11 protein-coding genes are annotated in these 12307 nt (G+C 65.4%); 4 read left to right on the top strand and 7 right to left on the bottom strand.

What is annotated here, in order from left to right:
• Positions 1 to 6 precede the first annotated feature (6 nt).
• Positions 7 to 576: a HupE/UreJ family protein gene (locus tag RHPLAN_RS19275; RefSeq protein ID WP_068020925.1), complete on the top strand. Its 570-nt coding sequence runs from the start codon at positions 7 to 9 to the stop codon at positions 574 to 576.
• Positions 577 to 673: 97 nt separating this feature from the next.
• Here the strand turns inward: RHPLAN_RS19275 and RHPLAN_RS19280 are convergent, their stop codons facing one another.
• From RHPLAN_RS19280 to RHPLAN_RS19295, 4 genes are all read right to left on the bottom strand, one after another.
• A complete protein-coding gene (locus RHPLAN_RS19280) occupies positions 674 to 1372 on the bottom strand; it encodes a DsbA family oxidoreductase (protein ID WP_068020927.1) in 699 nt (232 codons plus the stop codon).
• Between the two features lie 43 nt (positions 1373 to 1415).
• On the bottom strand, positions 1416 to 2612 hold the full coding sequence (locus tag RHPLAN_RS19285; protein WP_157100354.1) for a GGDEF domain-containing protein: 1197 nt from the start codon (positions 2610 to 2612) through the stop codon (positions 1416 to 1418).
• Positions 2613 to 2744: 132 nt separating this feature from the next.
• Entirely contained in the window at positions 2745 to 4289 is a 1545-nt protein-coding gene (locus RHPLAN_RS19290; RefSeq protein WP_068020931.1) for a class I adenylate-forming enzyme family protein, read from the bottom strand.
• Positions 4290 to 4311: 22 nt separating this feature from the next.
• Positions 4312 to 6090, bottom strand: a complete 1779-nt coding sequence (locus RHPLAN_RS19295; RefSeq protein ID WP_068031513.1) for an extracellular solute-binding protein — start codon at positions 6088 to 6090, stop codon at positions 4312 to 4314.
• Positions 6091 to 6462: 372 nt separating this feature from the next.
• On the opposite strand from RHPLAN_RS19295, the gene RHPLAN_RS19300 reads away from it, so the two are divergent.
• Complete coding sequence (locus RHPLAN_RS19300; protein ID WP_068020935.1) at positions 6463 to 7272, top strand: invasion associated locus B family protein; 810 nt, start codon at positions 6463 to 6465, stop codon at positions 7270 to 7272.
• 76 nt (positions 7273 to 7348) lie between these two features.
• On the opposite strand, the gene hspQ is transcribed toward RHPLAN_RS19300, so the two are convergent.
• Together hspQ and RHPLAN_RS19310 are read right to left on the bottom strand one after the other, a co-directional pair.
• Positions 7349 to 7717 (bottom strand): heat shock protein HspQ, encoded by a 369-nt coding sequence (gene hspQ / locus RHPLAN_RS19305; protein ID WP_068020936.1) that lies wholly within the window; start codon positions 7715 to 7717, stop codon positions 7349 to 7351.
• 52 nt (positions 7718 to 7769) lie between these two features.
• Complete coding sequence (locus RHPLAN_RS19310) at positions 7770 to 8810, bottom strand: HpcH/HpaI aldolase/citrate lyase family protein (RefSeq protein ID WP_068020938.1); 1041 nt, start codon at positions 8808 to 8810, stop codon at positions 7770 to 7772.
• A gap of 147 nt (positions 8811 to 8957) precedes the next feature.
• On the opposite strand from RHPLAN_RS19310, the gene RHPLAN_RS19315 reads away from it, so the two are divergent.
• Complete coding sequence (locus RHPLAN_RS19315; protein ID WP_068020940.1) at positions 8958 to 9917, top strand: AEC family transporter; 960 nt, start codon at positions 8958 to 8960, stop codon at positions 9915 to 9917.
• A 17-nt stretch (positions 9918 to 9934) separates the two neighbouring features.
• Positions 9935 to 11041, top strand: a complete 1107-nt coding sequence (locus RHPLAN_RS19320) for a CaiB/BaiF CoA transferase family protein (RefSeq protein WP_068020942.1) — start codon at positions 9935 to 9937, stop codon at positions 11039 to 11041.
• Here the strand turns inward: RHPLAN_RS19320 and RHPLAN_RS19325 are convergent.
• On the bottom strand, positions 11038 to 12243 hold the full coding sequence (locus tag RHPLAN_RS19325) for a UbiH/UbiF family hydroxylase (RefSeq protein ID WP_068020946.1): 1206 nt from the start codon (positions 12241 to 12243) through the stop codon (positions 11038 to 11040). The genes RHPLAN_RS19320 and RHPLAN_RS19325 overlap by 4 nt on opposite strands.
• Positions 12244 to 12307: the final 64 nt, after the last annotated feature.

Genomic DNA, 12307 nt, shown 5'->3' on the forward strand with positions numbered 1-12307 from the left:
GCTTGCTTGGCGTTGCCTGGCCTGGCGGCGACGCCGGCTTTGGCCCATCCGCCGCCGCTTGGGCTCACGGGCTTCGCGGGTGGTGCGCTGCATCCGCTGTTCGTGATCGATCATGCGATGGCGGTGCTGGCGATGGGCCTGATGGTGGGCAGCCAGACGCGATGGGGCTGGCCGCCCGTCATCGGCTTTGGGTTGGGCATCGCGGCGGGGATCGCCGTGATGGTTTCGGGGGCGGTGCCGCTCTACGCCAACGAGACCATTCTGGGCATCGCCGTTCTATCGGGCGTTCTGGTCGCGCTGGCGTGGCCGCTGTCGGTCCGCATCGGGATTGCGCTTGCGGGCGTGCTCGGGATTGCGATCGCGCTCGACTCGCCGCCCGAGGCGCTGTCGATCAGCGAAGCCAACCGGACGCTCGCCGGCACGGCGGTCGGCGCCACGATGTTCCTGATCGCGATGTGGCAGACCACGCGATACGCGCGGCCGCTGTGGGCGCGGATCGCGGTGAGGGCTGCCGGGTCGTGGATCGCGGCGGCCGCAATTCTGGCGCTTGCGTTGCGCTTCGTGCGACCGGACTAGAGCATGATCCCGAAAAGTGTGAAGCGGTTTTCGGAAAGGATCATGCTCAAGCAAGAGAAAGAGCGACGGGTCTGATTCAACGAAGTTGAATCAGACCCTAGCGGCCCGCGGCGCGTTGCTGCTCGGCGAGGAACGTTTCGCGGTTGACCGCGATCTGCTCGATAGCGTTGGCCAAAACCTCCGGCGCCTGCGCGCCGCTGACCGCGGCCACGCCGCCGAGGATGTAGGTCGGCACGCCGTCGATGCCGGCTTCCTTTGCTGCACTGGCCGCAGCCTCGACCTTGTCGACGTCAATGTCGTTCGCAAGCTTCTGGCGGACGTCCGCCGCGTCGAGGCCGATGGAGGTGGCGGCCGCGACCAGCACCTCCGGATCCGACAGGTCGGCGCCCTCGGTGAAATACATGTCCATCAGCCGCTGCTTCATCTGGGGAGCCTTACCGATGGCGCCGGCCCAGAGGATCAGCCGATGGCAGTCGAGCGTGTTGGGCTGACGCCGCATCTTGTCGACCGCGTAGGTCAGCCCCTCGGATGCCGCCGCCGCGGCAACCCGCCCGGCAATGCCCTGGTAGCGCTCCGGCGAGCCGAATTTGGTGGTCAGATACTCGTCGCGGGTCATGCCCTCGCGCGGCACCCATGGATTCAGGAAATAGGGGTGATAGCGCACCTCTACCGGAATATTTGGTTTCAGCGCCAAGGCCTTCTCAAGACGGCTCTTTCCGATAAAGCACCAGGGGCAGACCACGTCCGATACGACGTCGATCGTGACAGGCGGGATGGCATTGGGCGTGTCTGGCATGGCGGGCCTTCCTTGCATCGGCCCGTCAGATTTAAGGCCCGGATCAGGCCGCGGCAACCGGTCGGGGCGAGACGCGGTCCAGCAACGTTTGCGCCGTATCGCCGGGCTTCAGCGTCGCGAGCGTCACCGCGGGGCTGACATTGGGCCGCTGACGGTCGAGCCGCAGCATGGAATGCTTGAGAACGCTTGCGAGCCGCCGTGCGGCGACATTGGCATCGCGCAGCGTCGTGTCGCCGAACACGAAGAGGATCGAATTGTCCTCCTGTTGGCTGGCGAAATCGGTGTCGCGGACGAGCTGGCTGACGAGGCGGGCCGCATCGACGGCGGTGCGGCGGTCGAGCGGCTGCTCAAAGGCGAAGCGGGCGATTGAGAACACCGTCCTGCGCTCGCCGGCATCCTGGATCGCGAGACTGAGAGCCTGATCGAAGGCGTTTCGGTGCAAGAGGCCCGTCAAAACGTCGAGCATGCCCTTGTATTCGATTGATTTCAGGAGCCGCTTCAGCGCGCTTTCGAGCGCGCGGGCGCGAATGAGCGGCATCATCCGTTGCAGCAGCACCTGCGGGTCATGGGCGCGGGCAAAGTTCGGCAGCTCGGCGATGTCCGTGGATGCGCCGAGCATCGCGATCGGCAGGTCGCGATAGAGCAAGTTGGCACAAAGCGTTGCGAGGAATGTTTCAATCGAGCGTGCGGGCAGGCCATCGCCAATCACGATGCCGCTGACCTCACGGTCCGCAAGACAGCGCTCCGCGGTCTCGGTACTGAGCGAGCCGATGACTCCCATCCGCTCGCCGATCGCAACGCTGAGAGTCGCATAGTGTCGGCCTCGTCCGACAAGCATTACGGTGGCGTCGTCGAGGGGATCGCCGGCGGGCAGTTCCGCGATGATGTTGCGTTCTTCCTTCAGAGCCTGTGCGCGCATGAGCACCGTCGAGTGCAGCGTGCGCAAACGCTGCGCCGATGTGACCTTGGCGGTCAGCTGCTCGACGGTCGCGTTGTCAGAAATCGCCAGCGCATTGGCAACTGGGGGGATGGTGTTGTCGCGAGCGCCGATGATCGCCGGGGTGTAGGGCGCAGCTTCGAGAATCAGCCGTGACAAGGCCTCGGCGACCGATGGGTTGCTGCCGTCGGGCTCGGGGATCACGACTGCGGCGGGCCTGACTTCGGCCATCGCGGTGACCGCACCAGCCCACGAAGCCTCGATGACGGGCGAAGCCCCGGCATCGGCGAACGCTTTTGCCAACGCGTTCGTCGGCCGACCGGCGACAATCAGGATTGGACCTTGCAGCGACATCGGACGGCTACGCAGAACTAAGAACCGCAGGAAGGCAGCGACTTTAGCGGCCCGCCATTAACGAGCGGTCAACGCTGACGCCTAGGCTGCTTTTGACCGTCGGTTGCGGAAGGCTTCGGCAACAAGCGGGTTGACGCCGATCTCCTTGAGTTGCGTGCGCACCGTTTCGAAGTCCTCGCAAATGCCGGCAAGCCGGTGGCCGGCGACGGCGTCGGGCAGGGCTGTGACCATGGCGCTATTGCTCGCCTGGCGCACCGTGCTCTCGAGTTCGCTCAGAACGAAGCGGTAGCCGCCGACCGTAACCATGCCCGGGGGCGGTGCCGTGACGACAAAGGTGCCGGAGCCGCGGTCGGCACGGCATGCGTAGCGGGTGTCGACGAAGTTCTGGGTGTCGGGCTTCAGATGCGGCAGATTGTGCCGCTCGGCGCCCGGCGGGAACGCGCGCTTGGGCACCATCGCTCCGCGCAGCGCCAATGTGCCGGCCTGGGTGCGCGCCACTTCGGCGAGCAGCACCGCGTTGGCCGAGCCGCGCGGCACCATCACCTCGCCGGAGGGCAGCGGGTCGGGGCGACCGACCACGTCGCGTCGCGAGCCGAGAATTGCGATTTCGCCGAACGCCATCAGGTCGACCAGTCGGGCGCGAGGATGCTTCCAACTCGGACTCGCCATCAGCCGTTCGGGCATGCGCCACAGTGCCAGCACGCATTTCAGGTCGGGATGCTCGAGCAGGCCCGCGTCGGCGAGGCGAGGGGCCAGCGCCGACGGCAACGCGATGGCGTCACAGCGGTCGAGCCTGCATTGCAGATCGAGGGTCTCGGCATCGAAAGCGTGGTGCAGCGACAGCGTACCGCCGGCCAGCAGCCACGGCGTCACCGACAGTGACAGCCCGGCGAATGACATCATCGAGCAGCAGGCGAGGAGCCGAGTGTCGGGCCCGAGGCCGCCTTCCAGGAGCGCGGTCACGCCGCCGGCGATGAACTCGGTGTGATTGCGGGCCACCGCCACCGGTCCATCCGGCGTGATGTCCCACGTCACCACGGCGACGTGGGCGGCGGGGTTGCCAGCGCGCGCCACTTCTGGCGGCGTCTCCTCGGGGCCTGGCGCCAGGAGATCGTCGAACGGCACCACGCCGTCGGGGAGTTTTTGGCCGAAGCCGCAGACATAGCGGATCGGGAACACATCGGCCGCGACCCGCATGGCAAGTTCGCAATGGTCGACGGCGCCGATCCGCGATGCGGTGATGATGGCCTTGGCGCCGAGCTGGCTGAGGGCATGGCTCGCATCGGCGCGCCGCCAGAGCAGAGGCAGCGGCGCGGCAATCATACCCGCACGGATCACTCCCAGAATGGTCAGGACGCATTCGAGGGTGTTGGGCAGTTGAATGCCTACCACGGCGTCGGTCTGCAGGCCGAGCTTGCGGAGGCGGGCGGCAATCGCGGATATGATCCGGTCGGCTTCGGCGAAGGTCAGGCGGCGCGGCGCGCCGTCGGTGAAGGTCTCACGATCGAGCGGATCCGAGATCGCGACCGCGTCCGGCCGCAGCGCCGCGGCGCGCCGGAATATCTGATCGATCGTCGTCTCCGGGCCAGACTTGGCGCGACCCGACCGGGGATCGCCGAGAATCATGAAGTTCCTCCGGTGCTTGCTTTCACTGGCGCCGCTCCGGCGCCGCACGCCACCAGGTTTCGGGGAGATAACCGAACAGCGAGGTTGCCGCGGGATGCTCGACCCTGGACCAGCGGGCGACCCACTGGTCGGGCAGATGATACAGCGGCACGACGAAAAAGCCTGATATCAGGATTCGGTCGAGCGCGCGCACCGCTGCGACGAACTGGTCGCGCTCGTGCGCGGACAAAAGCGCAGCGATCATGGCGTCGACCGCAGGGCTTTTCACGCCCATGTAGTTGCGCGTGCCGTCGGCATCGGCGGCGGCCGATCCCCAATAGAACGACTGTTCGTTGCCCGGCGACAGCGACTGGTCCCAGCGGTATTCGATCATGTCGTAATCGTATGTGAGTCGCCGCCCGTCGTATTGCACGGCGTCGACGACACGAACACGAACCGCGATGCCGGCGCGTTTGAGATCGCGGGAGTAGGCGAGCGCCAGCCGCTCCTGCTCCTTGGTTGTCACCATGATTTCAAAGGTGAACGGCCGCTTGTTCGCGCGATTGCGCAACACCGTGCGGTCGAGGTCGTAGCCCGCGGCGTCAAGAAGTTCGAGGGCGCGGCGCAGCGTTTCGCGATCGCGGCCGGTGCCGTCAGTCACCGGCGGCTGCCAGCGTCCCTCCATGACGTCGTCGCGAACTGCGCCGGGAAACGGCTTCAGCAACGCGCGCTCGCTGTCGTCGGCGGGCCTGCCGCGGGCCGACAGCTCTGAGCCTTCGAAGTAGCTCGCTGAGCGCTGATATTTATCGAAGAAGAAATTGTGGTTGAGCCATTTGAAGTCGAAGAGAAGGGCGAGCGCCTCGCGCACCCGGATGTCTTGGAACAACGGGCGTCGGGTGTTGAATACGAGCCCCGAGAAGGGCTTCGGCATTCCGGTCGGAAACGCTTCCTTGACGATGCGGCCGTCGCGAACTGCGGGCACATTGTAGGCGGTCTCCCAGCGGCTCGGATCGTATTCGACGCGCAGGTCGTAAAGGCCCTTGGTGAAGGCTTCGAAATGCGAATTGGTGTCGCGATAGAAGTCGTAGCGGATCTCGTCAAAATTCCAGAAGCCGCGATTGATGGGAAGATTGCGGCCCCAGTAGTTCGGGTCGCGCTTGAATGTGATGCTGCGTCCCGGTTCGACCGCGCTGATCACGTAAGGGCCGCTGCCCACGATCGGATCGAATGTGGTGTCCTCGAAGGTGTCGGGATTGATGGCATGCTTGGCCAGCACCGGCATCAGCCCGAGAATGAGCGGCAGCTCGCGGTCGTCGGCGCCCGTCAGATCGAAACGCACCACGCGATCCGATAGCGCCTCGGCCTTGGCGACCTTGGCATAGTAGGTGCGGTAGTTTGGCCGGCCTTTGTCGCGCAGCAGCTCCCAGGAAAAGATCACGTCCTCGGCGGTGACAGGCTTGCCGTCGGAAAATTTTGCGGCGGGATCGAGCTCGAATTTCACGTAAGTGCGATCGGCATCGGTCTCGACCGTCTTGGCGAGCAAGCCATACAGCGTGAACGGCTCGTCGTAACCGCGGGCGAGAAGGCTCTCGACCACATAGCCGCGCACCTGCGGCAACGTGATGCCTTTCACGATGAACGGGTTGAGGCTGTCGAAGGTGCCCAGGATCCCCTGGTTGAGCCGCCCGCCCTTGGGGGCGTCGGGATTGGCATAGCGGAGCTGGTCGAAGCCTGCGGGCATGGCCGGCTCGCCGTGCATTGCGATGGCGTGTTCCGGGACACCCGGACGGGCCTGCGCCACCGAAGCCATCGGCAGCAGCATGGCGACAACACCAAACATCCTCGGCAACAAGGCCGGACGCCGGCGCACTGCAGCATGCGGATGGGCAACGATCACAACGGCCCCGGTTGCGTCCAGGCAGACGCCCAAGCGAATCGCTTTCGTCCTCCCCCTTTAGCACGGTCGCGAGCGGGCGGTCCGAGGCGTGTTGTCCAGATTAATCAACGCGCCACTCTGCGATCTTAGCGCAGGTATGAAGGCTTTATCGGGCCGCGGAATTCGGCTAATCAGGCGTCCGCCAGTGGCCGCTAGGCGTCACGCTCCCGCCTTTTTTGAGGCGTCGAGACAGGCGTTGGGCGCCCGCACGGGCCGGCGCCGGGGATTTCCCGGCGGAGTGGTAAGAGGGACCATCGAATGACCTACCCGATCGCGTCCGCGGCACCGCGGACCGCAAAAAGAATGTTTGTCGCGCTTGCTTCGGCGGCGGCCCTAACGATCGCAGCGGCGACGGCCGCGCTGGCGCAGGCCCAGCCGCCGGCGCAGCAGCGCCCGCCGGCACGGCCCGCCCAGCCGGCGCAGCGGCCCGCCCAGCCGGCTCAGCCCGCCCAACGGCCGGCTCAAGCCGCCCCGGCTGCGCCCCAGCAACAGCAGCAGGCCGGTGGCGAGGCGCCGCAGCTGATCTTTTCGCCGTGGGTCAAGCTTTGCAACAAGGACGCCGATCCCAAGGCCAAGCGCGTTTGCGTCACTGTTAAGGATGGCCGCGTCGAGTCTGGCCTGCTGGTCGTCAGCGTTGCTGTCATCGAGATGGACGGCGAGCCGAAGAAGCTTCTGCGCATGAGTCTGCCTTACGGCGTCAACCTGCAATACGGCACGCGCCTGATCGTCGACCAGAGCGAGCCGCATACCGCTCCGTTCGTGACCTGCTTGCCGCCGGTCGTGCCGCCGGGCGGTTGCATCGCCGACTACGACGCGACGGCTGATCTGATCAACCAGATGAAGAAGGGCCAGCTGCTGACCGTGCAGGCCATTCATATGAATGCCCAGGCCATGAGCCCGCAGCTCGATCTCAAGGATTTCGCCAAAGCCTTCGACGGCCCGGCGACCGATCCAAAGGTGTTCGAGGAGCAGCAGAAAAAGCTCCAGGAGGAGTTGCAGAAGCGGGCCGAGAAGGCGCGCGAGCGGCTCGAAAGCCAACAGCCAGCACAGCAGGCGCCGTCGCGCTGAGCTGGTTTAAACCGAAAAGCAAAAAGGCCCGCAGCGATGCGGGCCTTTTCATTTTGGGGATGCTTTTGCGGAGGCGTCAGTTCAGCACGGTGTTGCGCGGATGGTAGCCGCCGTCCTCGTCACGCTCGAACGCCTCGGCGATCTGCGGATGGCGTACCGGCTTGCCGGAGCTGTCCGGCAAAAGGTTCTGCTCCGACACATAGGCGATGTATTCGCTTTCGGCGTTCTCGGCGTAGAGGTGATAGTACGGCTGGTCCTTGCTCGGCCGTACGTTCTCGGGGATCGACAGCCACCATTCCTCGGTGTTGTTGAACACCGGGTCGATATCGAAGATCACGCCGCGGAACGGAAAAACGCGGTGTTTGACGACTTCGCCGAGCTTGTACTTGGCGAGCCGCGTGCGGGAAGGGCTGTCGTAAAGCTTTTTGATGGTGTTCTGTGTCATGTCCGTTGCTCTTCACCGCTAATCTATTGCTGAATCAACCCCTGCAAAAGCCTCAAAGTCCATAACGCACCGCTAGATCGGGGTCCTTGGCCGCGACCAGCTTGGCCAGATCGAACACCACCCTGGCTTGCTTCCAGGTCGCATCGTCCTGCATCTTGCCGTCAATCATCACGGCGCCGGTCCCGTCAGGCATGGCGTCGATGATCTTTTTGGCCATCGCGACCTCGGCGGGATCGGGCGAGAACACGCGCTTGGCAATGGCGATCTGTGTCGGGTGCAGTGACCACGCGCCGGCACAGCCCATCAGGAAGGCGTTGCGGAATTGTGACTCGCAGCCTTCGGGATCGGAAAAATCGCCGAATGGTCCATAAAACGGCTTGATGCCGGCCGCGGCGCATGCGTCGACCATCTTGGCAGTGGTGTAGTGCCAGAGGTCTTGCTGGAATTTCTGACGCGCCTCGCCGGTCTTGCCGTCGGCCAGCACGAAGTAGTCGGGATGCCCGCCGCCGACGCGCGTGGTCTTCATGCTGCGCGATGCCGCGAGATCGGCGGGTCCAAGGCTCATGCCGTGCATGCGCGGCGAGGCCGAGGCGATCTGCTCGACGTTGTTGACGCCCTGCGCAGTCTCCAGAATGGCGTGGATAAGAATAGGCTTCTTCACCGCGTGCTTGGCTTCGAGCTGGGCGAGAAACTGATCGAGATAGTGGATGTCCCACGCACCCTCGACCTTGGGCAGCATCATCACGTCGAGCTTGTTGCCGATGGTGGCGACGATCTCGGTGATGTCGTCGAGCGCCCACGGCGAGTTCAGCGCGTTGATCCGCGTCCACAGGCCGGTGGCGCCGAAGTCGGTGGTTTTGGCCATGGCGATGAAGCCTTTGCGCGCCGCCTCCTTCGCGTCGGCCGGGATGGCGTCCTCCAGATTGCCGAGCACCACATCGACCTGCCGGACGAGCTCGGGCACCTTGGCGGTGACCTTCTCGATGTGCGGCGGCACGAAATGGATCATGCGCTCGAGCCGAATTGGCAACTCGCGCAGTGGGGCGGGCGCCCCGATGGCTAATGGCTGAAAGAATGGACGCGGCAGCTTCATGGATGCGATACCAACGGCATCAGCGCGCGGTTTGCAACCGCCGAAAGTCGTATGACTCCAGGCCGGACTTGTCGCGGCCCTGACGATCAGGCAGGCAAGGGGCGTGCCATTTAAGAGGCGAATGAGCCACACCGCGGCGACGGAACCGTGATCGACGTCCTCAATCTCGCGCTGCCGTATTTCGGCTTGATCTTCCTGGGCTTCGCCAGCGGCCGGGTCACGCGCATTCCGGTCACGGGCCTTGCCTGGATGGACTTCTTCATCCTGTGGATGACGCTGCCGGCGCTGTTCTACCGCATCCTGGCCAAGACTCCGTTCGAGCAGCTCAACAACGTGCCGTTCATCGCGACCGCGACGCTCGGCACTTTCACGGTGCTGATGCTGTCGCTCGGGATCGCCTATTTGATCCGCCGCGATCTGGCGGAAGCCGCGATCGGCCAGCTTGCGGGCGCCTATGGCAACATTGGCTACATGGGGCCGGGACTGGCGCTTGCGACGGTCGGCGCGCAGGCGGCGGCACCGGTGGCGCTGATCTTCTGCTTCGAAACGCTGCTGTTCTTCTCGATCGTGCCATTTCTGATGGCGCTGGCGCGCCCGCTGGGCAAAGGCTTTGGCGCGACCGCGCTCGACGTGGTGCGAAGGATCGCGCTGCATCCGCTGATGGTGGCCAGCGCACTCGGCGCGCTATCCGCGGCGCTGCGTTTCGAGCCACCGGCCGCGATCGACAAACTTCTGCTGTTTCTCTCGAATGCCTCGGCGCCATGCGCGCTGTTTACGCTTGGCGTCACGGTGGCGCTCCGCCGGCTCAACGGCGTGCCGTGGGATGTACCGGTGCTGGTGCTGATCAAGCTCGTGCTGCATCCGGTCGTGGCGATGGTCCTGCTCACCACTTTCGGGCCGTTCGATCCGAACTGGGTGAAGACCGCGGTGCTGATGGCGGCGCTGCCGCCGGCGCTCAGCGTCTTCGTGCTGGCGCGGCAATATCAGGCCTGGCTCGAGCCGGCCTCGGCCTTGGTGCTGATTGGCACGCTCATATCGGTTGCTACACTGACCACGGTAATGTGGCTCGTTCAAAACGGCATGCTGGATCGGTTCTTGTTGCGCTGAAGTGCCTGGGGGCAGACATGCAGCCATTGTCCGGACTTCTGGTGCTCGATTTCACGACGCTGCTGCCGGGGCCGCTCGCGACGCTGATGCTCGCCGAGGCCGGGGCCGAGGTGATCAAGATCGAGCGGCCTGGCGGCGAGGAGATGCGGCACTACGAGCCGCGCTTCGACGGCGAGAGTGCCATGTTTGCGCAGCTCAATCGCGGCAAGACGAGTCTGGTGCTTGACCTCAAGAGCGCGGCCGATTGCGCCAAGCTGAAACCGTTGCTGGCCCGCGCCGACATTCTCGTCGAGCAGTTCCGACCGGGCGTCATGACACGGCTGGGCTTCGGCTACGACGCGGTCCGCGCCGTCAATCCGAAGCTGATCTATTGCTCGATCACCGGATACGGCCAGTCCGGTCCGCGCGCCGCAGAAGCCGGTCACGACCTCAACTACATCGGTCACACCGGCTTGCTCGCGCTCAATCCTGGGCCGCCCGACCGGCCGGTGGTGCCGCCCGCGCTGGTCGCCGACATCGCCGGCGGTACGCTGCCAGCCGTCATGAACATCCTGCTGGCGCTGCGCCAGCGCGACCACACCGGCGAGGGCTGTCATCTCGATATTGCGATGACGGATGGGATGTTCACATTCGCGAGTCACGCGCTCGCTGCGGGTCACGCAACCGGCCAGTTTCCCGGTATGGGCGGCGCGCGGCTTTCCGGTGGTTCGCCGCGCTATCAGATCTATCCGACGCGTGACGGCAAGTTCGTCTGCTGTGCGGCGCTGGAGCAGAAATTCTGGGAGGCGTTTACGGAGGCGATCGGTCTCGACGCCAAATTCGTCGACGACGGCAGAGATGCCGCGGCAACGAAGGCGGCGGTCACGTCGCTGATCGCCAGCCGGACTGCAGACGAATGGCGGCCCGTGCTCGCTGCTGCCGACTGCTGCGTCACAATCATGGCGACTTTGGAGGAAGCGCTGCGCGATCCGCATTTCGCGGGGCGCGGGCTTTTCGCGCACAAGGTCGCGGGGCCGTCGGGCAAGACCATGCCGGCCTTGCCGGTGCCGATCGCCCCTGGATTCCGTGGCGCTCGAGGCGTGGCGAAGGCCGTGCCGAAGCTCGGCGCCGGCGAGCTTAATTAAAGCGCCTCGCCGCGCATGAGGCGCGGTTGGGAGATTCTCGGCGAGACGCCCTCGCGCATCGCGGCGCGACGCAAGGGTCCGATGCGGTCGAGGAGATAGAGCCCCAGGCCGCGGGCGCTCTGTGTCGGCATGAAATCGGACAGCAGCGTGCGGTTGAGAAGATCGACCGCAAGCGTGCGACTTTGCACATCGGCACGGCGCAGCGCGTCGTAATGATCGAGCACGTTGTCGGAACCAATATCGCCTCCGTCGCGGCGGGCCGTGACCGCGAGTTCGCCGATCATCGCTGCATCGCGCAGCCCGAGATTGAGGCCTTGGGCGCCGATCGGTGGCACGAGGTGGGCGGCTTCGCCGACCAGCGCAATGCGCTGGCGTCCGAAAGACTGCACGGTCTCGATGGCGAGTGGAAACACTCCTCGGCCGGGTTCGGTCGTGATCTTGCCGAGGATCGAATGCGAGCGCTGTTCGAGTTCGGCGTTCAGCTCCGTCTCGTTGAGCGCCTGGAGATGCTCGGCTTCGCGCGGGCTGACCACGCAGACGAGGCTCGACCGGTTGCCGGGCAGCGGCACAAGCGTGAAGGGGCCTTGCTCGGTGTGGAATTCGGTCGAGGTGTCTCGATGCGGCCGGCTGTGAGCGAGATTGAATGTCAGCGCGGTCTGCGGATAGGTGCGGCCGCGGCTGTCGATCCCGGCCGCGGCGCGGCACAGCGAACGCCGGCCGTCGGCCCCGATCACAAGACGCGCCGTGACGGTGTCGCCGTCCTTCGTCGAGACGACGACGTCGCTGTCCCGGCTTTCGACCGCGACGGCTTCGCTTTCGACGCGGATCAGCGATCCGACCGCCGTTGCACGGCTATCGAGCGCGGCGACCAGATGGCGATTCTCGATGTTCTGGCCGAACGCATCGAGTCCGATTTCGTCGGCCGTGAACCGCACCTCGGGCGCGCGGATCAGGCGGGAGGTGGCATCAACGATCCGCAAGGTTCGCAGCGGCGCAGCCTGGCCGGCGCAAGCCTCCCAGACGCCAAGCGTCTCAAGCGCGGCGACCGAGCCCGCAAGCAGCGCGCTGGTGCGGTGATCGGCAGGCTGCCTCAGGGCAATCAGGGCGGTCTCGATCCCCGCGCTGGCCAGCGCGACGGCCGCGGTCAGGCCCGCAGGACCTCCGCCAACGACCACCACTTCGACGCTTAACGATTTTGCCATGGTTGTTTCCTTGGCCGTTCCTACCGCGTCTTTTGGCCCAAAACGAGGGGGCAGCACAGCCGGG

It is taken from the genome of Rhodoplanes sp. Z2-YC6860 (genome assembly GCF_001579845.1).
Classification (GTDB): Bacteria; Pseudomonadota; Alphaproteobacteria; order Rhizobiales; family Xanthobacteraceae; genus Z2-YC6860.

Excerpts from the sequence above, each read along its gene's own strand:
- RHPLAN_RS19280 (WP_068020927.1), bottom strand. The coding sequence starts at position 1,372 with ATGCCAGACACGCCCAATGCCATCCCGCCTGTCACGATCGACGTCGTA.
- RHPLAN_RS19290 (WP_068020931.1), bottom strand. The coding sequence starts at position 4,289 with ATGATTCTCGGCGATCCCCGGTCGGGTCGCGCCAAGTCTGGCCCGGAG.
- RHPLAN_RS19295 (WP_068031513.1), bottom strand. The coding sequence starts at position 6,090 with ATGCTGCTGCCGATGGCTTCGGTGGCGCAGGCCCGTCCGGGTGTCCCG.
- RHPLAN_RS19300 (WP_068020935.1), top strand. The coding sequence starts at position 6,463 with ATGACCTACCCGATCGCGTCCGCGGCACCGCGGACCGCAAAAAGAATG.
- hspQ (WP_068020936.1), bottom strand. The coding sequence starts at position 7,717 with ATGACACAGAACACCATCAAAAAGCTTTACGACAGCCCTTCCCGCACG.
- RHPLAN_RS19310 (WP_068020938.1), bottom strand. The coding sequence starts at position 8,810 with ATGAAGCTGCCGCGTCCATTCTTTCAGCCATTAGCCATCGGGGCGCCC.
- RHPLAN_RS19320 (WP_068020942.1), top strand. The coding sequence starts at position 9,935 with ATGCAGCCATTGTCCGGACTTCTGGTGCTCGATTTCACGACGCTGCTG.
- RHPLAN_RS19325 (WP_068020946.1), bottom strand. The coding sequence starts at position 12,243 with ATGGCAAAATCGTTAAGCGTCGAAGTGGTGGTCGTTGGCGGAGGTCCT.